Origin of the sequence: Ramlibacter sp., from assembly GCF_035554825.1 — a bacterium.
GTDB lineage: Bacteria > Pseudomonadota > Gammaproteobacteria > Burkholderiales > Burkholderiaceae_C > Ramlibacter.
The window spans coordinates 1-22,227 of the sequence record NZ_DATMHS010000121.1; the positions used below are offsets into that span (position 1 = coordinate 1).

Sequence of the window (22,227 nt, forward strand, 5' to 3'; positions counted from 1 at the left end):
GGGGCGACGCGGCGGGCGGCGGTGGGCAGCGAAGCAGCCGCGAGCCCGTGCAGGACGTCGGCGATCAGCAGGTCGGCCTGCTGCAGCACGGCGTCCAGGCAGTCGTTGAGCGACGGCTCGCGGGCGGTGGGATCATCGGACACGCCGATGCGGAACTTCAGGAGCTTGGCCATGGCTGAGCTTGGGGCGATGCGATTATGTGTCGCGACATTCCGGCCGCGCCAGTGTTTCGCGGTCCCGGGCGGCACCGGCGCTGGGCAAATACGACAGCGCGCGCCCGCCGAGGTAAATGAATGTTCGGTACGTAACCGATTGGTGGCGCGCCGACGCTCGACCGTGGACCTGCCGGCACGGTTTCCCGGCCCGTGCGACAATGGCCGCTGTTGCGGACTCCAGTTGCCCGCAATCTCAGCGTTCCGCTGGGGACCCACGCCGGCTTCCGCGCCAGCGCCCGGGCTCCCAACCCTGAACCCTCATCTGCCTTTGACTGGCTCGGTGCACCCGCACCGTACAGGCCGATGCCCAGCGCCACGGATGGCGCCTCTTCAATGACTTTTGACGAACTGAAACTGGCTCCGGCCATTCTCAAGGCCGTGCGCGAGCAAGGCTACGAATCCCCCACGCCGATCCAGGCGCAGGCCATCCCGGCCGTGCTCGAGGGCCACGACCTCCTGGGCGGCGCCCAGACCGGCACCGGCAAGACGGCGGCCTTCACGCTGCCGATGCTGCACAAGCTCAGCAAGGGCCAGGGCAAGACCAACAAATTCGGCAAGGACGGCATCGCCGCCCTGGTGCTGACGCCGACGCGTGAACTCGCCGCCCAGGTGGAAGAGTCGATCCGTACCTACGGCAAATACCTGCCGCTCACCTCCACGGTGATCTTTGGCGGCGTGGGCATGAACCCGCAGATCGACCGCATCAAGAAGGGCGTCGACATCCTGGTGGCCACCCCCGGCCGCCTGCTGGACCTGCAGCAGCAGGGCCACCTGGACCTGTCCACCGTCGAGATCCTGGTGCTGGACGAAGCCGACCGCATGCTGGACATGGGCTTCCTGCCCGACGTCAAGAAGATCCTGGCGCTGGTGCCCAAGGAAAAGCAGAGCCTGCTGTTCTCGGCCACCTTCAGCGACGAGATCCGCCAGCTGGCCAACGGCCTGCTGCGCGACCCGCAGACCATCCAGGTCACGCCGCGCAACACCACGGTGCAGCGCATCACCCAGGTCGTGCACCCGGTCGGCCGCGGCAAGAAAAAGCAGCTGCTCGCGCACATCATCCAGGAACACGACTGGAGCCAGGTGCTGGTGTTCACCCGCACCAAGTTCGGCGCCAACAACGTCGCCGAGTACCTCACCAAGAACGGCATCAGCGCCTTGGCGCTGCACGGCAACAAGAGCCAGTCGGCCCGCACCCAGGCGCTGGCCGGCTTCAAGAGCGGCGAGCTGCGCGCCCTGGTGGCGACCGACATCGCCGCCCGCGGCATCGACATCGACGACCTGCCGCACGTGGTGAACTACGAAATCCCCAACGTGCCGGAAGACTACGTGCACCGCATCGGCCGCACCGGCCGGGCCGGCAACGACGGCGCCGCCGTGAGCCTGGTGTGCCTGGACGAAGAAGGCTTCATGCAGGAGATCGAGCGCTTCACCAAGCAGCAGATCCCGGTGCAGGTGGTGGAGGGCTTCGGGGCCGAGCCGGGCGAGCGGGCCGAGCCGATCGCGATGGGCCGCCAGACCATCTGGGGCGGCGCCGGCAAGCCGCCGAGCCGCGAGGTGATGCAGGCGGCGGCCAAGGCCGCCCGCCAGGAAATGATGCAGCGCATCCGCGACAACAAGGCCGCCGATGCGGAACGTGGACGCAATGGCCGCGGCCCGGGCAACGGCCCGGGCAACGGGTCGGGCAATGGCGCGCGCAACGGGCAGTCGCAGCCGCAGGGGCAGCGAGCCGGCAACGGCCAGAAACCCGCGCGCGGCCCGGCGCCGATCCAGACGCGCAACGGCAATAACCAGGGCGCGCGCCACAACGGCAATCAGCCGCGCCGCGACCTGGAGGACCAGCCGCGCGCCGGCGCGCACCAGAGCGCCAGTCCGTTCGTGCAGCGCGACGCCACGCCCAGGCTGTCGAGCGACGGCCAACCCGATCCGCTGCGCACCAGCGTCGACACCATGGGTGGCCGCGGGCGCCGCGGCAACGGCGGCGGCCGCTCCAACCGCGGCGGCGGCTACGGCGCGCGCGGCCCGGGCAATCCGGCGCGCGGCTACGGCCGCTGAGCCCGGCCCCGCGGCCCGGCGAAAGATCGAGCAGCCGCCGCGCGATGCGCGCGCGGCGCCACGTCGAGCCCCCGACGGCATCCGCCTGCCGTGGCCTGCCCAACGGCTTACCGGGGGCGGTCACAATCGCCGCGACGCCGTTGTGGCGTGAAAGGCCACCCATGCCCGCCTGCGCTTCGGCCGCACCCCCATCCGCCGCGAGCGGCCGCGTCGTGCTGCTCGCCGGTGCCTCCGGCCTGGTCGGCCGCGAGCTCCTGCGGCAACTGCTGGCCGATGACGGCGTCGCCGCCGTCCACACGCTCGGCCGGCGCGAGTTGCGGCTGCAGCACGGCAAGCTCACCCAGCACGTCGTCGACTTCGCCGCGCTGCCGGCCCTGCCGCGCGCCGACGAGGCCTGCATCGCACTGGGCACGACGATCAAGGTGGCCGGCAGCCGGCACGCCTTTCGCGCCGTCGACTTCGATGCGGTGCTGGCGGTCGCCGAGGCGGCCCGGGCCGCCGGCGCCAGCCGGCTGGGGGTCGTCAGCGCGATGGGCGCCAGTGCCCGGTCGCGCGTCTTCTACAACCGCGTCAAGGGCGAGATGGAAGACGCGATCGCGCGGCTCGGATTCGACACCCTGGTGATCGCCCGCCCTTCCCTGCTGGTGGGCGACCGCGAGGCGCTGGGCCAGCCGGCCCGCGCCGGCGAGGAGATCGGCCTGAAGGTCTCGCGCTGGCTGGGACCGCTCCTTCCGCGCGACTACCGGCCGGTCGCCGCCGCCGATGTGGCCAGTGCGCTGCTGGAGGCGATGCGCAGCACGGCCGGAGCGGGCGTGCTGCGGTCGGGACAGATGCAGCGGCGCTGAGGCGCCGCGTTCCGGGTCGGGCCCGCCCGAAGCGTCAGGGCCCGGACACCCGCACCATCGCATCCGGCCTCAGATGCAGGTCCGGCAGCAGCTCCAGCCCGAGGCCCGGCTTGTCGTTCAGGCTGATCATCCCGTCCTTCACCACCGGCAGTTCGGTCACGAGTTCGCGGTACCAGCCGGTGTAGAAGGCGCGCACGCTCTCCTGGATCAGCGCGTTGGGGGCATGCAGCGACAGGTGGGTCGAGGCCGCCCAGACGACCGGCCCGGTGCAGTCGTGCGGCGCCACCGGCAGCTGCCAGGCGTCGGCCATGCCGGCGATCTTGCGCGCCTCGGTGAGGCCGCCGCACCAGCTCAGGTCCAGCATCACCACGCCGGCGACGCCGGTCTGCAGGTAGTCCTTGAAGCCCCACTTGTAGCTGAGCGTCTCGCTGGCGCAGATCAGCGCCTCGCAGTCGGCCGCGTACTGCTTCAGCAGGTCGAGCGAGTCCATGCGGATCGCGTCCTCGTGCCAGAAGGTGTTGAACTGCTTGAGCGCGCGGGCGATCTTCTGCGCCATCGGCAGGCGCCACAGGCTGTGGAACTCGACCATGATGTCCATGCGCTCGCCCACGGCCTGGCGGATCTTGCGGAACGGCTCGAGCGCGGCGTCCAGCTGCTCGTTGCTGATGTACTGGCCGTGGCTGGCCTCGGCGGCCGGGTCGAACGGCCAGATCTTCATCGCCGTCACGCCTTCGGACAGCAGCGACTGCGCCAGTTCGTCGGCGTGGTGCAGAAAGCCCTGCAGGTCCTCGTAGGGCCCGGCGTTGTTCCCCAGCCCCCAGTTCGAGGACGTCTGGTTGGCGTTGCTGCGGATGTACTGGTAGCCGGCGCAGGTGTTGTAGATGCGGATGGCGTCGCGGCTGCGCCCGCCCAGCGCGGTGTGCACCGGCATGTTCGCCGCCTTGCCGAACAGGTCCCACAGGGCGATGTCGACCGCCGAGTTGCCGCGGGTCTCGACCCCCGACCCGCGCCAGCCCAGGTAGCCGGTGAGGTCGCGGTTGCGCGCCTCGATCGCCAGCGGGTCCTGGCCGATCAGGCGCGGCGCCGCCCACTCGTGCAGGTAGGCCTCCACGGCCTGCGCGCCCATGAAGGTTTCGCCCAGGCCGACGAGGCCCTCGTCGGTGTGCAGGCGCACCCACAGGATGTTGGGGAACTCGCCGAGGCGGATGGTCTCGAATTGTGTGATCTTCATCAGTGAAAAGGCCCGCGCGAGCGGGCCCAAATCATTTCAAGTCGCCGGTGGCCCCTCGCCGCCGGACCGTCGGTCCGGTGGCGACGGCCATCCGGCTTATCCTCGGACGTTATTTCCCGCGCGCCTTCTTCAGCGCATCCAGCACCACGTTCACCGCTTCGGTGCCGATCGTCGGGACGTTCTTGGCGTACACCGGCTGCACCTTGGCGAACATGCGGGCCTGCTCGGCCGGCGTCACGTCGTTGACCACCATGCCCTTGGCCTTCAGGCTCTGGAGCGACTTCTCGTTGAGCTGGCGGTTGGCGACCCGCTCGGCATCGCGGCCGGCGACGGCCGCTTCACGCAGCACCGCCTGTTCCTGCGGGTTCAGCTGGTCCCACAGCTTCTTGCTGTACAGCACCAGGAACGGCGTGTACGCGTGGCGGGTGACCGACAGGTACTTCTGCACTTCGTTGAACTTCGAGGTCTCGATCGTCACGAAGGGATTTTCCTGGCCGTCGATGGTCTTGGTCTCCAGCGCGGTGAACACCTCGGGGAACGCCATCGGCACGGCGTTGGTGCCCAGCGTCTTGAAGGTGTCCAGGAAGATGTTGTTCTGCATGACGCGCAGCTTCACGCCGTCGAAGTCCTCGACCTTCGCGATCGGGCGCTTGCTGTTGGTGAGGTTGCGGAAGCCGTTTTCCCAGTAGGCCAGGTTAACCAGGCCGACTTCTTCCAGCTTCTTGTTGAAATACTGGCCGGCCGGGCCGTCGAGCACCGCGTCGGCTTCCTTCTCGTTGGCGAACAGGAACGGCAGGTCGAACACGCCCAGTTCCTTGATGATGCCCACCAGCGGCGACGACGACGTGCAGACCATCTCCTGGGTGCCGGCGCGCAGGGCCTGGGTGGCCTGCAGGTCGCCGCCGGCCGAGCCGCTCCAGAAGGCGGCGATCTTGATCTTGCCGCCGGTCTTGGCGTCCAGCACTTCCTGCATCTTCTTGACGCCGGCGGACACCGGATGGTCCTCGGCCACGCCGTTGGTGAACTTGATCGTGCGCTGGGCGTACTGCGCAAACGCCGGCGCCGCGGCCAGCAGGGCGGTGGCGGCAAAGGCCACGAGGGTGCGTCGCTTGAACATGGATTCTCCTTGGGTTACGACGGTGAAAAGGAAGCGGTCAGTGCATCAGCCACTTGAGCGGCACGAGCACGAGGTCGGGGAACAGCACGAGCAGGAACAGCACGGCCAGCTCGGCCAGGAAGAATGGCATCACGCCCTTGAACGAATCGTCCAGGCTGATCCGCGCCACGCCGCACACGACGTTCAGCACGGTGCCCACCGGCGGCGTGATCAGGCCGATCGCGTTGTTCATGATGAACAGCACGCCGAAGTAGACCGGGTCGATGCCGGCCTTGAGCACCACCGGCATCAGCACCGGCGTGAGGATCAGCACCGTGGGCGTGAAGTCCAGGGCCGTGCCGACGATGACGACGATCACCATCATCACGAACATCAGCAGGATCTTGTTGCCCATGAAGGGTTCGAGCAGCGCCACCACCTCGGCCGGGATGTTGGCCACGGTGATCAGCCACGCGCTGACCATCGCCGCCGAGACCAGGAACATGACGACGGCCGTGGTCTTGCCGGCGGCCAGCACCAGCCCATAGAGCTCGCTCACCTTCAGCTCGCGATAGACGAACATGCCCACCACGAAGCTGTACACGGCCGCCACCACCGCCGCTTCGGTCGGCGTGAACACGCCCATCTTCATGCCGCCCAGGATCACCACCGGCAGCGCCAGCGCCAGGCTGCCCTCGGCCGTGACCTTCAGGCGCTGGGCGACCGGCATGCGCGGCGAGGCCTCGATCTTGTCGCGCTTGGCGATCCACCACCAGGTGACGCCGATCGCCAGGCCCATCAGCACGCCCGGCACGATGCCGGCGAGGAACAGCTTGGTGATCGACACGTTGCCGGCCACGCCGAACACGATGAAGCCGATCGACGGCGGAATGACCGGGGCGATGATGCCGCCGGCCGCGATCAGGCCGGCCGAGCGGTTCACCTCGTAGCCTGCGCGCTTCATCATCGGAATCAGCAGCGCCGCCAGGGCGGCCGTGTCGGCGACGGCGGAGCCCGAGAGCGAAGCCATGATGATGGCGGCCATCACCGCCACGTAGCCGAGGCCGCCGCGCAGGTGACCGACCCAGGCCATGGCCAGGTTCACGATGCGCCGCGACAGGCCGCCGGCGTTCATGAATTCGCCGGCCAGCAGGAAGAACGGCACCGCCAGCAGCGGGAAATTGTCGGCGCCGTCGACGAAGCGCTGCGCCAGGATCTGGCTGTCGAAGGCCGGCAGGCCGCCGGTGCCGGCCATGTACGCCATCAGCGCGAGGCCGCAGACGAGCAGCGCGTACGCGATCGGCATCCCGATCGCCATGGAGCCGAGCAGGCTGAAGATGAAGACGCTGACGGTCATGAGCGGGCTCCGTCCTTGAGCAGGCCTTCGGTATCCGAGAGGTCGCCCTGCGGCAGGTCCTCTGACTCGACCACCTGCACCAGTTCTTCCTCGGACAGGCGGCCGGTCAGCAGCCGGTACAGCACGCTGAGGTTGAACAGCCCCATCACCACGCCGACGACGTAGCCGATCCCGTAGACCCAGATCATCGAGATGCCGACCACCGGGGAGACGTTGGTCACCTGCAGCTCGTGCATCTTCCAGGTGCCGATGACGAACAGCACGTTGCACAGCAGCATCAGCGATTCGCTGACCAGCAGGCACGCCTTCTTGCCCAGCAGCGGCAGGTGCTTGACCAGCGTGTCGACGCCGAGGTGGCCGCGGTCGCGCATCGCGATCATGGCGCCGATGTAGGTGAGCCAGATGAAGCAGTAGCGCGACATCTCCTCCGAGACCATGATCCCGGAATTGAAGGCGTAGCGCAGGACGACGTTGCCGAACACCATGATCACCATCGCGACCATGCACGCGACCACGAGCAGCCCGAGCAGCCTGAAGAACAGATCGTTTATTTTTTGCATTCGGGGAATGGCGGGGAATAAGGCGGTCAGGCGGCCTTCGCTCGCGCGAGGGCCGGGTTGGGAAGCGGGTGCCGGCGACGGGCGGCGAGCACCTCCTCGATGTCGCGGTCGGCACCTTCGATCAGCACCAGCGTCGCCTTCTCGGCCTTCGCCGGATTGCGCGCGGCCACCGCGTCCAGCACCGCGCGGTGCAAGGGCAGCGACGAGCGCGGGCCGTCCTTGCGGCTGGTGGAAATCTCGAAGCTGGTGCGCAGCAGCGCGCCCAGCACCTTGTTCATCTGCACGATCATGCGGTTGTGCGAGGCGCGCAGCAGCCCCTGGTGGAAGCGCAGGTCGCAGGCGACGTAATCGCCCACGCCGTCCACCGCGGCCTGCCGCATCGAGCCGTACGCGGCCTCGATCTCCGCCAGGTCCTCGGGCGTCGCGCGCTCGGCGGCCATGCGCACGGCCGCGGGCTCGAGCACGCGGCGCAGGTCCTGCAGGTCGCGCAGGAACTCGCGGGTGAGCCCCGACTTCGACTTCCAGAGGATCACGTCGGGGTCGAACCAGTTCCACTGGTCTTCGGACAGGACGCGGGTGCCGACCTTGGGACCGGTGGAAACGAGCCCCTTGGCCACCAGCGACTTCACCGATTCCCGGATCACGGTGCGGCTGACCCCCAGTTCCTCGCACAGCCGCGGCTCGGGCGGGATGGCGCAACCGGCGGCGTAGCGGCCGGCCACGATCGCCTCGCCGAGATGGTCGACCGTGTTGCCGTGGACGTTCTTCATGGGGGCGATCACCGCGTCAATCGTATGACGATATGACCTTTGAATGATACGGGTAAACCCTTGACGGAGGGCCCCGGCCGCAGGCCGACTCTGGCCGCCGGCCGTCGGCCCCCCGGGCGGTCCGGCCCGGCGGCGGCGGCGTGTCTCCGCCGCCGAACAGGCGGGCCAGCCGCGCCCCGCGCTCATGGAAAACGCGGGTACCGGCCCCAGGCTTTTCAGGTACGGTTCCGGCTCGCTTCGATCACCAACACGCCGGGAGACCATGGCCGCTGTCCAGATCAAGAAAGTCGAAAAGTATTTCGGCGGCACCCAGATCATCCGGGGCGTGGACATCGACATGGAGGACGGCCAGTTCACCGTGCTGGTCGGGCCCTCGGGCTGCGGCAAGTCCACCTTGCTGCGCATGATCGCCGGCCTGGAGGAGATCAGCCGCGGCGAGATCCTGATCGGCGGGCGCGTGGTGAACAACATGCTGCCCAAGGAGCGGGACATCGCCATGGTGTTCCAGAACTACGCGCTGTACCCGCACATGACGGTACGCGACAACATGAGCTTCAGCCTGAAGCTGGCGAACCAGCCCAGGCAGGTCGCCGAGGAGCGGGTGCGCCAGGCCGCCGACATCCTGGGCCTGAACGACCTGCTCGATCGCTACCCGCGCCAGCTGTCGGGCGGCCAGCGCCAGCGCGTGGCGATGGGCCGCTGCATCGTGCGCGACCCCCAGGTGTTCCTGTTCGACGAGCCGCTGTCCAATCTCGACGCCAAGCTGCGGGTGCAGATGCGCACCGAGATCAAGGAACTGCACCAGCGCCTGAAGACGACGTCGGTCTACGTCACGCACGACCAGATCGAGGCGATGACCATGGCCGACAAGATCGTGGTGATGCGCGACGGCGTGGTGGAGCAGACCGGCTCGCCGCTGGAGGTCTACGACCGGCCCGCCAACCAGTTCGTCGCCGGCTTCATCGGCTCGCCCGCCATGAACTTCATCCCGGGCGTGCTGCGGCGCGGCGGCGACGCCGCGCGGGTGGAGTTCGCCGACGGCACCGTGCTGCCGGCGCCAGCGACTTCGGCCGGCCGGGACGGCCAGCCGGTGGTCTACGGCACCCGGCCGGAGCACATCGAGCTCGCGGGCGCCGCGGACGGGGTCGCCACCGAGGTGATCGTCGTGGAGCCCACGGGCGCCGACACGCAGGTCTTCACCCGGATCGCCGGCATCGAGGTCGCGAGCGTGTTCCGCGACCGCCATGCGTTCACGCCCGGACAGGTGATCCGGCTGCGGCCCGATCCCGCGCGGGCCCATCTGTTCGACGCCGCGAGCGGCGCGCGCCTGGCGGGCTGAAGCGGCCCGGGCGCGTCGAGGTTCTCTGTTTTTTCGACCGACCACAAAGGAGACAGACATGACCCGAGACAACCGCCGCACCTTCCTGCAGAAGACATCGGCCGCCGCCGGCGCCGCCGCGCTGCCGATGCTGTGGCCGGCCGGCGCCCAGGCACAGTGGAACAACCAGCCCGAAAAGGGCGCCACGCTGCGGGTGCTGCGCTGGAAGCGCTTCGTGCAGGGCGACGAGGACCAGTACCTGGCCAACGTCAAGAAGTTCAGCGAGAAGTACGGCATCGAGGTGCGCGTCGACAACGAGAGCTGGGAGGACGTGCGGCCGAAGGCGGCCGTCGCGGCCAACGCCGGCGCCGGGCCCGACATCATCCTGTCGACCAACGACGACGCCAACCTGTACCCCGACAAGCTGGTGGACGTGAGCGACGTCTGCAACTACCTCGGCAAGAAGTACGGCGGCTGGTATCCGGTCTGCGAGCAGTACCTGAAACCCGCCGGCAAGTGGATCGGCGTCCCGCTGGGTTGCGCCGGCAACGCCATCGTGTACCGCGAGAGCCAGGTCAAGGCGGCCGGCTTCGACACCTTCCCGAAGGACCATGCCGGCTTCCTGAAACTGATGAAGGCGCTGAAGGACAAGGGCACGCCCGGCGGCTTCGCGCTGGGCCATGCGACCGGCGACCAGTCCTGGGCGCACTGGCTGGTGTGGTCGCATGGCGGCAAGCTGGTCAACGAGAAGAACCAGGTGGTCATCGACAGCCCGGAGACCATCAAGGCGCTGGAATACGCCAAGGAGCTGTACCCGACCTTCGTGCCCGGCACGCTCTCCTGGCTCGACCCGAACAACAACAAGGCCTTCCTGGACAACCAGGTCAGCGTCACCGCCAACGGCATCTCGATCTACTACGCGGCCAAGACCTCCAAGGACGCGAAGCTGCAGGAAATGGCCAAGGACATCCAGCACGCCAACTTCCCGATCGGGCCCTCGGGCAAGCCGACCGAGTTCAACCTGTTCTTCAACCAGATGGTCTACAAGTACACCAAGTACCCCAAGGCCGCCAAGGAGTTCCTGCGCTTCATGATGGAGGAAGAGCAGTACGGCCCGTGGATGCAGGCCGCCATCGGCTACATCGGCCATCCGCTCAAGGCCTACGAGGCCAACCCGATCTGGACCAGCGATCCCAAGCACACGCCCTACCGGGATGCGATGAAGGTGATGCTGCCCTGCGGCTATGCCGGGAAGATGGGCTCGGCGTCGGCCGCCTCGATCGCCGACTTCATCATCCTGGACATGGTGGCCGAGGCGGCCAGCGGCTCCAAGTCGCCCAAGGAGGCCGCCGCCCGCGCCGCGCAGCGCGCCAAGCGCTACTACAAGGCCTGATGCGCCGCCGGCGGGCCGCGCCGCGATCGCCGGCCCGCCCCGCCGCCACCCCCACCCACGCCGCCACAGGAACGCCGGTGCCCCTCCTGCAACGACTGCAAAACAGCCGCAACTCGCTGGGCCTGCTGTTCATGGTGCCGGCCGGGGTGCTGCTGCTGCTCTTCCTCACCTACCCGCTGATCCTGGGCGTCTGGCTCGGCTTCACCGACACCAAGATCGGGCGGGCCGGCGAATGGATCGGCCTGGAGAACTACCAGTTCCTGTGGGGCGACCAGGTCACGCGCCTGGCCCTGTTCAACACGCTGTTCTACACGGTGGTGGCCAGCGTGCTCAAGTTCGGCCTGGGGCTGTGGCTGGCGCTGCTGCTCAACGAGAAGCTGCCGTTCAAGACCTTCTTCCGCACCGTGGTCCTGCTGCCCTACATCGTGCCGACGGCGCTGTCGGCGATCGCCTTCTGGTGGATCTACGACGCGCAGTTCTCGGTGATCAGCTGGGTCCTGGCCCGCATGGGCCTGATCACCGGCTACATCGACTTCCTGGGCAATCCGTGGAACGCGCGCCTGTCCACCATCGCCGCCAACATCTGGCGCGGAGTGCCCTTCGTGGCGATCACGCTGCTGGCCGGCCTGCAGACGATCTCGCCCGCGCTGTACGAGGCGGCGGCCATCGACGGCGCCACCGGCTGGCAGCGCTTCCGCTACATCACGCTGCCCCTGCTGACGCCGATCATCGCCGTGGTGATGACGTTCTCGGTGCTGTTCACGTTCACCGACTTCCAGCTGATCTACGTGCTCACCCGCGGCGGCCCGCTCAATGCCACGCACCTGATGGCCACCCTGTCGTTCCAGCGCGCGATTCCCGGCGGCTCGCTCGGCGAGGGCGCGGCGATCGCCGTGGCCATGATCCCGTTCCTGCTTGCCTCCATCCTGTTCAGCTACTTCGGCCTGCAGCGGCGCAAGTGGCAGCAGGGCGGCGGCGACACCTGAGGCCCGCATGCGCACATCCGACGTCGACACCCAGGGCATGAGCTTTCTCGACACGCTGCCGCGGCGCGTCGTCACCGTGTACATCCCGCTCGGCATCTTCGTGTTCGTGCTGCTGTTTCCGTTCTACTGGATGGTGATCACGTCGGTGAAGCCCGACCAGGAGCTGATCTCGCGCGAGGGCAATCCGTTCCTGGTGCTGGCGCCCACCCTCGCGCACTTCAACAAGCTGATCTTCCACACCTCCTATCCGGCCTGGCTGTGGAACACCATGGTGGTGTCGGTGGTGGCCACCTTCGCGTCGCTGGCGGCCTCGGTGCTGGCCGCCTATGCGATCGAGCGGCTGCGCTTCCAGGGCTCGCGCCAGGTCGGCCTGTCGATCTTCCTGGCCTACCTGGTGCCGCCGTCCATCCTGTTCATCCCGCTGGCGCACATCGTGTTCCAGCTGGGCCTGTTCGACACCCGCTGGGCGCTGATCCTCACCTACCCCACCTTCCTGATCCCGTTTTCCACCTGGCTGCTGATGGGGTACTTCCGCTCGATCCCGTACGAGCTGGAGGAATGCGCGCTGATCGACGGCGCCACGCGCTGGCAGATCCTGTGGAAGATCATCCTGCCGCTGTCGGTGCCGGGTCTGATCTCGGCCGGCATCTTCGCGTTCACGCTCTCGTGGAACGAGTTCATCTACGCCCTGACCTTCGTGTCGTCGTCGGAGGTCAAGACGGTCGCCGTCGGGGTCGTGACCGAGCTGGTCGAGGGCGACGTTTATCATTGGGGTGCGCTGATGGCCGGAGCCCTGCTGGGGTCCCTCCCGGTCGCAATCATCTATTCGTTCTTCGTCGAGTACTACGTTTCCGGCATGACCGGCGCCGTGAAGGAATAGAGAACTGCACCTGCCGGACCCGCCTCGCCCAGGCCGCGCGTTCGACCGCGTGAAGTTCACTGTTTGAGGAAGTCCCATGAGCAACTCCAAGCCCCCCCGGAAAAAACCAGAGGACCTGCGCAGCCAGCAATGGTTCGGCCGCCAGGACCGCGACGGTTTCGCCTACCGCAGCTGGGTCAAGGGCAAGGGCGTGCCGCACGACCAGTTCGACGGCCGCCCGGTGATCGGCATCTGCAACACCTTCAGCGAGCTGACGCCGTGCAACTCGCATTTCCGCACGCTCGCCGAGCAGGTCAAGATCGGCGTCTACGAGGCCGGCGGCTTCCCGCTCGAATTCCCGGTGATGTCGCTGGGCGAGACGCTGTTGCGCCCGACCGCGATGCTCTATCGCAACCTCGCCAGCATGGACGTCGAGGAAAGCATCCGCGGCAATCCGATCGACGGCGTGGTGCTGCTCATGGGCTGCGACAAGACGACGCCGTCGCTGGTGATGGGCGCTTCCAGCGTCGACCTGCCCACCATCGGCGTCTCCGGCGGCCCGATGCTCAACGGCAAGTGGCGCGGCCAAGAACTCGGCTCGGGCACCGGCGTGTGGAGCATGAGCGAGCAGGTGCGCGCCGGCACCCTGAAGCTGCAGGATTTCTTCGAGGCCGAGAGCTGCATGCACCGCAGCCACGGCCACTGCATGACCATGGGCACCGCGTCGACGATGGCCTGCATGGTCGAGGCGCTCGGCCTGGGCCTGCCCGGCAACGCCGCCTATCCGGCCGTCGACGGCCGGCGCAACGTGCTGGCGCGCATGGCCGGCCGCCGCATCGTCGACATGGTCCACGAGGACCTGAAGATCTCGCAGGTGCTCACCCGCGAGGCCTTCGAGAACGCCATCCGCACGCTGGCGGCGATCGGCGGCTCGACCAACGCCGTGATCCACCTGATCGCGATTGCCGGCCGGCTGGGCGTCAAGCTCTCGATCGAGGACTTCGACCGCCTGGGCAGCGAACTGCCCTGCCTGGTGAACCTGCAGCCCTCGGGCGAGCACCTGATGGAGGACTTCTGCTACGCCGGCGGCCTGCCGGTCGTGATGAAGGAAATCTCCAAGTACCTGCACCTGGACGCGGTGACGGCCAACGGCAAGACCGTGCGCGAGAACATCGAAGGCGCCGTGAACTACAGCACCGAGGTGATCCAGCCGCTGGACCAGCCGTTCAAGGAGAAGGCCGGCATCGCCGTGTTGCGCGGCAACCTCGCGCCGCGCGGCGCCGTGATCAAGCCCAGCGCCGCGACGCCGGCGCTGATGGTGCACCGCGGCCGCGCCGTGGTGTTCGAGGACAGCGACGACTTCCACAAGCGCATCGACGACGAGAGCCTGGACGTCGACGAGCACTGCGTCCTGGTGCTGAAGAACTGCGGCCCCAAGGGCTATCCCGGCATGGCCGAAGTCGGCAACATGCCGCTGCCGCCCAAGGTGCTGCGCAAGGGCATCACCGACATGGTCCGCATCAGCGATGCCCGCATGAGCGGCACCGCCTACGGCACCGTGGTGCTGCACACGGCGCCGGAGGCCGCCGCCGGCGGTCCGCTGGCGGTCGTGCGCAACGGCGACATGATCGAGCTGGACGTGCCGAACCGCCGCATCCACCTCGACATCAGCGACGAGGAACTGGCGCAGCGCCTCAAGGACTGGCAGCAGCCGCAGCCCCCGCTGTCGTCCGGCTACTGGAAGCTGTACGTCGACCACGTGCTCCAGGCCGACCAGGGCGCCGACCTCGATTTCCTGGTGGGCAAGCGCGGCTCGTTCGTGCCGAAAGACAACCACTGACCAGGAGACCGCCGTGCCGGGCCCGGCCCGCGATCCACGGCGGGCCGAACCCGGGCGGACCGCTTTGCGCATGAACCATCTCGTCGCCCTCGACTGGGGCACCTCGTCGCTGCGCGCCGCCCGGCTGGCCGGCGACGGCCGCGTGCTCGAGGAACGGTCGCTGCCGCGCGGCATCCTGACGGTGCCGCCCGGCGGATTCCCCCAGGTCTTCGACGAAGTCTGCGGCGACTGGATGCGCCCGCCGGAAGCGCTGGCGCTGATCTGCGGCATGGCCGGCAGCCGCCAGGGCTGGATGGAAGCGCCCTACTGCCCCTGTCCCGCCGGGTTTGCCGACATCGCGGCGCACCTGACGTGGATCGAGCCCGGCCGCATCGCCATGGTGCCCGGCCTCACCTGCGAGCAGGACGGCGTTCCGGACGTGATGCGCGGCGAGGAAACGCAGGTGCTCGGCGCGCTGGAGCTGCTGGAGCTCGACGCCGCGCTGCTGGTCCTGCCGGGCACGCACAGCAAGTGGGTGCAGGTCGCCGGCGGCCGCATCGAGCGGTTCTCGACCTTCATGACCGGCGAGTTCTACGCCCTGCTGCGCCAGCATTCGATCCTGGGCCGCACCATGCCGCCGGAGGACGGCGAACTCGACGAAACCGCGTTCGAGCGCGGCGTGTCGCACGCCCTGCGCAGCAGCACCCTGCTGCACGCCGCGTTCAGCGCGCGCACGCTCGCCCTGTTCGAGCGGCTGCCGGCCGCGGCACGCCCGAGTTACCTGTCGGGACTGGTGATCGGCGAGGAACTCGCCGCGCAGCAGTTGGCCGGCGGCACCGACGTGGTCGTGGTCGGGTCCGAGGCGCTCACGCGCCGCTATGAAATCGGCTTGCGCCTGCTCGGCGCGACGGCGCAGCGCGCCGGCGCGCAAGCCACCTGGCGCGGCCTGCGCGCGATCGCCTCCACCCTGGAACACCGGCAATGACTGCCATCGAACAACTGCACGCGGCGCTGCGCGCCTGCCCGCTCGTGGCCATCCTGCGCGGCATCCGCGCCGACGAGGCCCGGCCGGTGGGCGAGGCGCTGGTGCGCAGCGGCTGGCAGCTGATCGAGGTGCCGCTCAATTCGCCCGATCCGCTCGCCAGCATCGCGACCCTGGCGCAGGCGTTCCCGCAGGCGCTGGTGGGCGCCGGCACCGTGCTGCAGCCGCAGCAGGTGGCGCAGGTCCACGCCGCCGGCGGGCGGCTGATCGTCGCGCCCAACTTCAATCCGGCGGTCGTGCGCGAGGCGGTGCGCCTGGGCATGGCCTGCCTGCCCGGCGTCTTCACCGCCAGCGAAGCCTTTGCCGCGCTCGAGGCCGGCGCCTGCGGACTGAAGCTGTTTCCTGCGGAAATGATCCCGCCCGCGGGCGTGAAGGCCTTGCGCGCCGTGCTGCCGCCCGACGCCCTGGTGCTGCCGGTCGGCGGCATCACGCCCACCAACATGCGCGACTATCGAGCTGCCGGCGCCAACGGCTTCGGCATCGGATCCTCGCTCTACCAGCCGGGCGCGAGCGCCACGCACGTCGAGCAGAAGGCGCTCGAGTTCCGCGCGGCATGGGCGGGTACGATGCGGGCATGACCAGCCCGATCCCTGCCGCCACCATTTCGTTCGGCCTCGCCGGCCGCGTCTGCCTTGTCACCGGTGCCGCGCAAGGCATCGGGGAAGCGTGCGCGCGGCGCTTCGCGCGCGAGGGCGCCCAGGTGGTGCTGGCCGACATTGCCGACGAGCGCGGCCAGGCGCTCGCCACCGAGCTCGGCGCGAGCTACCTGCACTGCGATGTCGGCGACAAGGCGCAGGTGGATGCCGCCGTCGCCGCGACCCTGCGCGCCCACGGCCGCATCGACGTGCTGGTGAACAACGCCGGCATCTTCAAGGCGGCGGACTTCCTGGACGTGACCGAGGCCGACTACGACGCCGTGCTGCGCGTGAATCTCAAGGGTTCGTTCCTCATGGGGCAGGCGGTGGCGCGCGCGATGGTCAAGGCGCCGGCGCGGCCGGGGTCCGGGCCCGGCGCCGGGCGCGGCGCCATTGTCAACATGAGCTCCGTGAACGCGGTCCTGACGATCCCGACCATCGCCACCTACAACATGAGCAAGGGCGGCATCAACCAGCTCACCCGCGTGATGGCGCTGTCGCTTGCCGACCGGGGCATTCGCGTCAATGCGGTGGCACCGGGCACGATCGCCACCGAACTGGCGGCCAAGGCGGTGCTCACGAGCGAGGCGGCCAAGCAGCGCATCATGAGCCGCACGCCGATGCAGCGCCTGGGCGAACCGGCCGAGGTCGCCGACGTGGTCGCCTACCTCGCGAGCGACGCCGCCAGCTACATCACCGGTGAAATCGTGGTGGTGGACGGCGGCCGCATGACGCTCAACTACACCGTGCCGGCCTGAATCCAGCCCAAGCGTGGCTGCCGCTCGTCGGGGCCCGGCCGCCTGCCATCCCCATGCCGGCCCCGGCGCCGGCCGCGGCGGCCGAAGATTGGCGCGTGAACGACGTTCTCACCTCGTCCTTGCTGGTGCTGCTGGCGCTGCTGGCGGCGGGCGGCCTGCTGCAGTGGCGGCTGCTGCGCCGGCGCCGCCGGCAGCAGCGCCTGCGCCGGGAGGGCTGGCGCCTCGTGCACGAGCTCAAGGCCTATTCGGCCTGGATCGAGTCGCTGCGCGGCGAGCCCTCTCCCAGCGCCGAACCGGAAGAACTCACCTCGGCGCAGGCGCTGCGCAATGCACGGGCGATCGCCCAGGCCTGGTTTCCGGAACTCGGCCAGGTGATGCTGCGGCTGCTGCGGACGGACAGCCTGCTGATGGCGCACCTGTGGCAGCAGAAGCTGCTGCGCCTGAGCGAACCGAGCGAGTGGCTGCCGTACCAGCGCGACCCCGGCTACTGGCAGATCCGCGACGGCCAGGAGGATCTGATCGAGGAGATCATCGCCCGCTGCCAGGTGCTGACCGGCGAGCGCGGCCAGCCCTGGCACGGCACCGACCTGGACTCGGATTTCCTCGGCCCGATGAGCGCGCTGCCGACCGGTCCGGTTCGATAGTCCTGGCTCACTGGGCCGGCGGCTGCAGGCCCAGCTTGGCGGCGAGTTCGGCCGTCGGCAACGACCCCTCGTTGGTCACCAGCGCGCCGGTCTGGGCGTGCAGCGCGACGAAGGTCGGCACCGACTCGAACCCGAAGCGCGTCAGCAGGGCCGTGTTCTTCTTGACCGCCTGCTTCAGTTCGTCGGTCACGCCCTCGGCGCTGATGCCGCCGGTCTTGGCCAGCACCGACGCCTCGTTCTCTTCCATCTTGGCGATCGGGTCCTTGGCGGCCAGGATGGTCGCGCCCTGGTTCACGCTGGTCTCGCCGATGAAACCCACCGGGATCCAGACGAACTTCGCCTGCGACTTCAGGGGCTTGGCAGCCTGCCACAGCACCGCGCAATGCGGGCACTGCGGATCGAAGAAGACGTACACGGTCCGGGTGGCCATGGGCGAGCCCACCACGAAGCCCTTGGCTTCGGCTTCGATCGCCGTGGTGGTCACCGGCGCCTTGGCGGCCGTCTTCGCGCTCCCGGCCGGCGCGGACGCGTCCTTGCACCCGGACAGGAGCAGGGCGGCAGCCAGCAAGACGCCGGCGATCTGGAACAGTTTCATGGGAATCCCTCGCGACATGTGGACGAATCGATGCCACCGACGATACCAAAGCCCGGCCGCCATCCTGCTGCGCCGGCTCAACCGAACGGGATCGACGCGGGGGGCGGCTGCGGCGGCGTCCGTGCCCCGGCCCGCAGCTCGGCGCAGCGCCGTCCCAGCGAACCCGTCAACTGGCGCAGGCGCTGCGCGAATTCGTCGGCGCCGGCCGGCACCGTCACGCCCGCCAGCTTGTCGCCGCAGTTGCCGGCGTGGATCTGCGGCCCCAGTTCCAGCAGCGTGCGTTCCAGCCGCAGCAGGCTGCTGTCGGCCCGCCCGGCGCGGTACCGGTCGAGGTCGGCGACGATCGACTGCCAGCGGCGCAGCGCCAGCGCATCGGTATCGCGCGCCTCGGCCAGCAGCGGGCCGACCTGGCGCGCCGCCACCTCCAGCCGGGTGACCTGCTGCGCCAGCACGTACTGCAAGGTCAGCGCGTCGGCCACGCCCAGCGCCTGCAGGATCGGCGAGCCCTCGCCGCCCCACCAGCCGAAGTCTTGCAGCCGGGGCGAGGCGAATTCGGTCTGCGCCAGCGCCTGCTCCGCCGGCCGCAGGCGAGCGACGACGTCGGCGGCCAGCAGTTGGCGCAAGTGCTCGGCGCGGTCCCGCGCGCCGAGCTGGGCGAGCAGCACCTGCACCCGGCCGGCCTGCTGCCGTTGCGCACGCCAGGCTGCCAGGTCGAGCGGCCAGGCGGCCTCGGGCGGCATGCTGCGCAGGGCACCGGCCGCATGCTCCTCCACGCGCAGCGCCAGCTGGCGGTCGACGACGCGCCCGACCGCCGTGCGCACGGCGGCCGGGAACTCCGGCAACTGCTCCGTCACGAACCGGTGCCGCACCTCGCGCAGGGCGAGCGCCGCGGCCAGCTGCGGTCCGTTCCACACCAGCGCGCCGGCGGCGGCCTGGGGCAAGGCCTGGTCCGCGGCCGGGGCCATGAACGGTTGCTGGATCAATGCGGCGAGCCGGTCGCGCAGCGCCAGCCGGAGCGGCGACAGCACCAGCCGGCGCTCGCCGTCCCAGCGCAAGGCCGGATCGGCGCCGCTGCCCAGGGAGCGCAGCAGCTGCTGGCGCAGGCGCTGCAGGGCCGCACCCGACTGGCGCTGGACCTGGGCCAGCGCCGGCGGCCCGAGCAGGCCGATGCCGCCGATCCGCTGCAGCACGGCGTCGTGGATCGGCCCCAGGCTCGGGCTCGCCGGTGCGAGCCACGCCGTGTCGGACTGGGTCAGCAGCCGCTCCTGGTCGGTCACCAGCCGGATCACCGCCTGCCAGCGCTCGAGCGTCTGCGGCCACGGCCTGGGAACGGCTGGTGGCCGGACCAACTCGGCCAGGTGCGGCGCCAGCGCGGCTTCCACGGCCAGCAGGTCGTTGCGCTCGAACACCCGCGCATCGAGCAGCGCCATACGCTTGGCGACGCTGCAGCGCAGCGCCTGCTGCAGGCGCGCCGTTCGCACGGCCTGGCGCGCCTCATCGGCCGGCCCCAGGCCCTGGCGCAGCAGCCAGGCGCGGCGCGACAGCCGGCCCGTCAGCTCGGCGCCCAGCGTGTAGCGCACCAGCAGGCGCAGCGGCTCGGTGCCGTCGCCCTGGCCCGACTGCAATTCGGCGAAGGCGCGCACCGCCGCGTCGAGCTGCGCGACGTCCGCCAGGTGCGCCTGCACCGCCTGCAGCTCCGGCATGGACGCCGCGCCGGCGCGGCCCGGCTCGTAGAAGCTGGCGGGCAGCGCCGGATCGCCGCAGCCGCCGGCGGCCCGCAACTCGCCCGTGGCCGGGTCCTGCGCCACGCCCGTCAGCTGGCTCGCCCGGTAGTCCAGCTCGCGCCGCATGGTCTCCACGCCGAGGTCGCTGAATTCGCGCTCGACGCGCTGGGCCAGCCGTTCGCGCAGGTCGTCCGCCCGCCACCAGGCGCCGGGGATGAACGCTGCCCAGCGGCTTTCGTCTTCGAGCCGGTCGCCCGCGGCCAACAAGGCCAGCGCCTTGGCGCGGTACCAGTCGCGGGGAATCGCTTCGCCGCGTTCGGCCATGCGGATGCGGAAGGTGCGGTCGGCTCGCAACTGCAGCAGGCCGTGCACCATGTCGCGCTCCCAGTCCGCGAGCTGCACGGCGGCCATGCCCAGGCCGGCGGCCCAGGCGACCAGCCCAGCGATGGCCATGCCGCGCAGCAGCCAGGACAGCTTCATACCGACAGGCCGGCGATGCGGTCGAGCTCCAGCAGTTCGCGCAGGGGCCACGAATGCCAGAACCACAGCAGTTCGGACAGGAGCAGCAGCCCGCAGGCAGCGATCGCCCACAGCGACCAGAACACCCGCGGAGCGCGGGCCCGGTCGAGCCATTCGCGCCAGCGCGGGCGCCGCGCCGCTGCTGTCTCTGAAGCCATGATGCCGACCTGCCTTGCTCGGTGAACCAGGGCAGCAAATTATGGGCCGGGCCCGGCGTGCCGTGGGGTTCGCTGCGGCGGTGTTGCGAGCGGCACGTCTGCTTACCGCCGGCACCCGCGCCGGCCCCCCGGGTCCGGCGGGGCGAGCTCAGGCTAGTCGTCGGCCGCTTCCCTTGGCCATGGCGCGAGCAGTTCCAGGCTCTCGTCGATCAGCGCATGCAGCGCGGCGACGCGCGGCTCGCCCAGCAGCGCATTGATCGCCTCCTGCGCCACCCGCCAGCGGCGCTGCGCTTCCTTGCGCTTCTCGCGCCCCGCCGCGGTCGCCGTCACCAGCCGGCTGCGGCCGTCGGCGCCGGGGCCGAGCTCGAGCCAGCCGGCGTCGACCAGCGGCCGCAGGTTGCGCGTCAGCGTCGACGCGTCCATCTTCATTTCGCGCGCCAGCTCGCCCGGGCGGATGGGCCCGAGCCTCGCCACGTACGACAGCAGCGAGTACTGGGTGGTCTTCAGCCCGGCGCGGGCCAGCTCGGCGTCGTAGTGCTGCGCCACCCGCCGCATCAGCTGGCGCAGCTTGAGGTTGGTGCAGCCCCGGGGCTTGACAGCGTCGTCCATGGCAATTATTGTAGCTGCAACCGTTGCAGCTACAAGTCTTTGTTGGAGGAACCCGCCGCATGACGCAGATGAACCAGCTCGAAGCCTGGCTCGCCCGGGAACGCGAACAGGCAGCGCGCTTCGACGCCGGCGCGGGCCCCGGCGTCGCCACCCCGGCCCGGTTCGCACACCTCAGCGGCCTGGAAATCATGGAACGGATGCTCGCCGGCGAGCTGCCGTATGCGCCGATCGCCAGGACACTGGACTTCCTGCTGCTGGAAGTGGAGCGCGGCCGGGCGCTGTTCCAGGGCACGCCCGGGCCGGCGCACCTGAACCCGATGGGCACCATCCACGGCGGCTGGTACGCCACCCTGCTCGATTCGGCGCTCGGCTGCGCCGTCCACACCATGCTGCCGGCCGGTCGCGCCTACACCACCGCGGAACTGGGGATGAACCTGGTGCGTGCCATCGGCGCCAAAGCGCCGCGGGTGCGGGCCGAGGGCAAGGTGGTGCACTGCGGACGCCAGCTGGCGACGGCCGAGGCCCGGCTGTACGGGCCCGACGGCACGCTGTATGCGCACGCGACGACGACCTGCCTGGTGTTCGATCTGCCCCAGGCGAGCGGCGGCCGCGCCGATGCCGCGGCGCGATAATGGCCGCATGAGACTCCTTCACACGATGCTTCGCGTGGGCGACCTGCAGCGCTCGATCGACTTCTACACGCGCGTGCTCGGCATGAAGCTGCTGCGCACCACCGATCGGCCGCAGCAGAAGTATTCGCTCGCCTTCGTCGGCTACGGCAGCAATCCGGAGCACGCTGAAATCGAGCTCACCTACAACTACGGCGTCGAGCGCTACGAGCTGGGCACCGCCTACGGCCACATCGCGCTGGGGGTCGCGGATGCCTACGCCGCGTGCGAGAAGATCCGCGCCAATGGCGGCAACGTGACGCGCGAGGCCGGCCCGGTCCAGGGCGGCACGACCGTGATCGCGTTCGTGACCGACCCGGACGGCTACAAGATCGAGCTCATCCAGCGCGACAGCGAATAGCAGCCGCGCGCAG

22 protein-coding genes are annotated in these 22,227 nt (G+C 69.7%); 13 read left to right on the top strand and 9 right to left on the bottom strand.

The window, feature by feature from the left end:
* The first annotated feature begins 548 nt into the window (after positions 1-548).
* Together VNT59_RS14680 and VNT59_RS14685 are read left to right on the top strand one after the other, a co-directional pair.
* Positions 549-2,267, top strand: coding sequence for a DEAD/DEAH box helicase (locus VNT59_RS14680; RefSeq protein WP_325499331.1), 1,719 nt, complete (start codon positions 549-551; stop codon positions 2,265-2,267).
* A 161-nt stretch (positions 2,268-2,428) separates the two neighbouring features.
* Positions 2,429-3,112, top strand: coding sequence for an NAD(P)H-binding protein (locus VNT59_RS14685; protein WP_325499333.1), 684 nt, complete (start codon positions 2,429-2,431; stop codon positions 3,110-3,112).
* 34 nt (positions 3,113-3,146) lie between these two features.
* On the opposite strand, the gene VNT59_RS14690 is transcribed toward VNT59_RS14685, so the two are convergent.
* From VNT59_RS14690 to VNT59_RS14710, 5 genes are all read right to left on the bottom strand, one after another.
* Positions 3,147-4,343 carry a mandelate racemase/muconate lactonizing enzyme family protein gene (locus VNT59_RS14690; protein WP_325499335.1) on the bottom strand — a complete coding sequence of 399 codons (1,197 nt, stop codon included), beginning with the start codon at positions 4,341-4,343 and terminating at the stop codon, positions 3,147-3,149.
* A 109-nt stretch (positions 4,344-4,452) separates the two neighbouring features.
* Entirely contained in the window at positions 4,453-5,460 is a 1,008-nt protein-coding gene (locus tag VNT59_RS14695; protein WP_325499337.1) for a TRAP transporter substrate-binding protein, read from the bottom strand.
* Positions 5,461-5,497: 37 nt separating this feature from the next.
* Positions 5,498-6,796, bottom strand: a complete 1,299-nt coding sequence (locus VNT59_RS14700) for a TRAP transporter large permease subunit (protein ID WP_325499338.1) — start codon at positions 6,794-6,796, stop codon at positions 5,498-5,500.
* Positions 6,793-7,356 carry a TRAP transporter small permease gene (locus tag VNT59_RS14705; RefSeq protein WP_325499340.1) on the bottom strand — a complete coding sequence of 188 codons (564 nt, stop codon included), beginning with the start codon at positions 7,354-7,356 and terminating at the stop codon, positions 6,793-6,795. Before VNT59_RS14705 ends, VNT59_RS14700 begins: the two co-directional genes overlap by 4 nt.
* 26 nt (positions 7,357-7,382) lie before the next feature.
* Positions 7,383-8,126, bottom strand: coding sequence for a FadR/GntR family transcriptional regulator (locus tag VNT59_RS14710; protein ID WP_325499384.1), 744 nt, complete (start codon positions 8,124-8,126; stop codon positions 7,383-7,385).
* 262 nt (positions 8,127-8,388) lie between these two features.
* Here VNT59_RS14710 and VNT59_RS14715 point away from each other — a divergent pair, with 262 nt between their 5' ends.
* From VNT59_RS14715 to VNT59_RS14755, 9 genes are all read left to right on the top strand, one after another.
* On the top strand, positions 8,389-9,465 hold the full coding sequence (locus VNT59_RS14715) for a sn-glycerol-3-phosphate ABC transporter ATP-binding protein UgpC (RefSeq protein ID WP_325499341.1): 1,077 nt from the start codon (positions 8,389-8,391) through the stop codon (positions 9,463-9,465).
* 58 nt (positions 9,466-9,523) lie between these two features.
* Complete coding sequence (locus VNT59_RS14720) at positions 9,524-10,837, top strand: ABC transporter substrate-binding protein (protein WP_325499343.1); 1,314 nt, start codon at positions 9,524-9,526, stop codon at positions 10,835-10,837.
* A 131-nt stretch (positions 10,838-10,968) separates the two neighbouring features.
* Positions 10,969-11,823, top strand: a complete 855-nt coding sequence (locus VNT59_RS14725; RefSeq protein WP_325499386.1) for a sugar ABC transporter permease — start codon at positions 10,969-10,971, stop codon at positions 11,821-11,823.
* Between the two features lie 7 nt (positions 11,824-11,830).
* A complete protein-coding gene (locus VNT59_RS14730; RefSeq protein WP_325499345.1) occupies positions 11,831-12,703 on the top strand; it encodes a carbohydrate ABC transporter permease in 873 nt (290 codons plus the stop codon).
* Positions 12,704-12,779: 76 nt separating this feature from the next.
* On the top strand, positions 12,780-14,522 hold the full coding sequence (locus tag VNT59_RS14735) for an IlvD/Edd family dehydratase (RefSeq protein ID WP_325499346.1): 1,743 nt from the start codon (positions 12,780-12,782) through the stop codon (positions 14,520-14,522).
* Positions 14,523-14,592: 70 nt separating this feature from the next.
* Complete coding sequence (locus tag VNT59_RS14740) at positions 14,593-15,486, top strand: 2-dehydro-3-deoxygalactonokinase (RefSeq protein ID WP_325499348.1); 894 nt, start codon at positions 14,593-14,595, stop codon at positions 15,484-15,486.
* Positions 15,483-16,121: a 2-dehydro-3-deoxy-6-phosphogalactonate aldolase gene (locus VNT59_RS14745; RefSeq protein ID WP_325499350.1), complete on the top strand. Its 639-nt coding sequence runs from the start codon at positions 15,483-15,485 to the stop codon at positions 16,119-16,121. Before VNT59_RS14740 ends, VNT59_RS14745 begins: the two co-directional genes overlap by 4 nt.
* Complete coding sequence (locus VNT59_RS14750; protein WP_325499352.1) at positions 16,118-16,936, top strand: SDR family oxidoreductase; 819 nt, start codon at positions 16,118-16,120, stop codon at positions 16,934-16,936. Before VNT59_RS14745 ends, VNT59_RS14750 begins: the two co-directional genes overlap by 4 nt.
* Before the next feature lie 95 nt (positions 16,937-17,031).
* Positions 17,032-17,580, top strand: a complete 549-nt coding sequence (locus VNT59_RS14755; RefSeq protein ID WP_325499354.1) for a hypothetical protein — start codon at positions 17,032-17,034, stop codon at positions 17,578-17,580.
* 7 nt (positions 17,581-17,587) lie between these two features.
* Here VNT59_RS14755 and VNT59_RS14760 read toward each other — a convergent pair whose 3' ends face one another.
* The 4 genes from VNT59_RS14760 to VNT59_RS14775 all read right to left on the bottom strand — a co-directional run bounded on the left by VNT59_RS14760 (position 17,588) and on the right by VNT59_RS14775 (position 21,185).
* Positions 17,588-18,175, bottom strand: coding sequence for a thioredoxin fold domain-containing protein (locus tag VNT59_RS14760; RefSeq protein ID WP_325499356.1), 588 nt, complete (start codon positions 18,173-18,175; stop codon positions 17,588-17,590).
* 77 nt (positions 18,176-18,252) lie between these two features.
* Entirely contained in the window at positions 18,253-20,379 is a 2,127-nt protein-coding gene (locus tag VNT59_RS14765; RefSeq protein WP_325499358.1) for a hypothetical protein, read from the bottom strand.
* The gene (locus VNT59_RS14770) at positions 20,376-20,576 is read right to left on the bottom strand and encodes a hypothetical protein (RefSeq protein WP_325499360.1); all 201 of its coding nucleotides are present in this window, start codon (positions 20,574-20,576) and stop codon (positions 20,376-20,378) included. The genes VNT59_RS14765 and VNT59_RS14770 overlap by 4 nt, the downstream gene beginning before the upstream one ends.
* A 153-nt stretch (positions 20,577-20,729) precedes the next feature.
* Positions 20,730-21,185 (bottom strand): MarR family winged helix-turn-helix transcriptional regulator, encoded by a 456-nt coding sequence (locus VNT59_RS14775; protein ID WP_325499362.1) that lies wholly within the window; start codon positions 21,183-21,185, stop codon positions 20,730-20,732.
* Between the two features lie 59 nt (positions 21,186-21,244).
* Here VNT59_RS14775 and VNT59_RS14780 point away from each other — a divergent pair, with 59 nt between their 5' ends.
* Together VNT59_RS14780 and gloA are read left to right on the top strand one after the other, a co-directional pair.
* Positions 21,245-21,817 carry a PaaI family thioesterase gene (locus VNT59_RS14780; protein WP_325499364.1) on the top strand — a complete coding sequence of 191 codons (573 nt, stop codon included), beginning with the start codon at positions 21,245-21,247 and terminating at the stop codon, positions 21,815-21,817.
* Between the two features lie 7 nt (positions 21,818-21,824).
* Positions 21,825-22,214, top strand: a complete 390-nt coding sequence (gene gloA / locus VNT59_RS14785) for a lactoylglutathione lyase (RefSeq protein WP_325499366.1) — start codon at positions 21,825-21,827, stop codon at positions 22,212-22,214.
* The last annotated feature ends 13 nt before the right edge of the window (positions 22,215-22,227 follow it).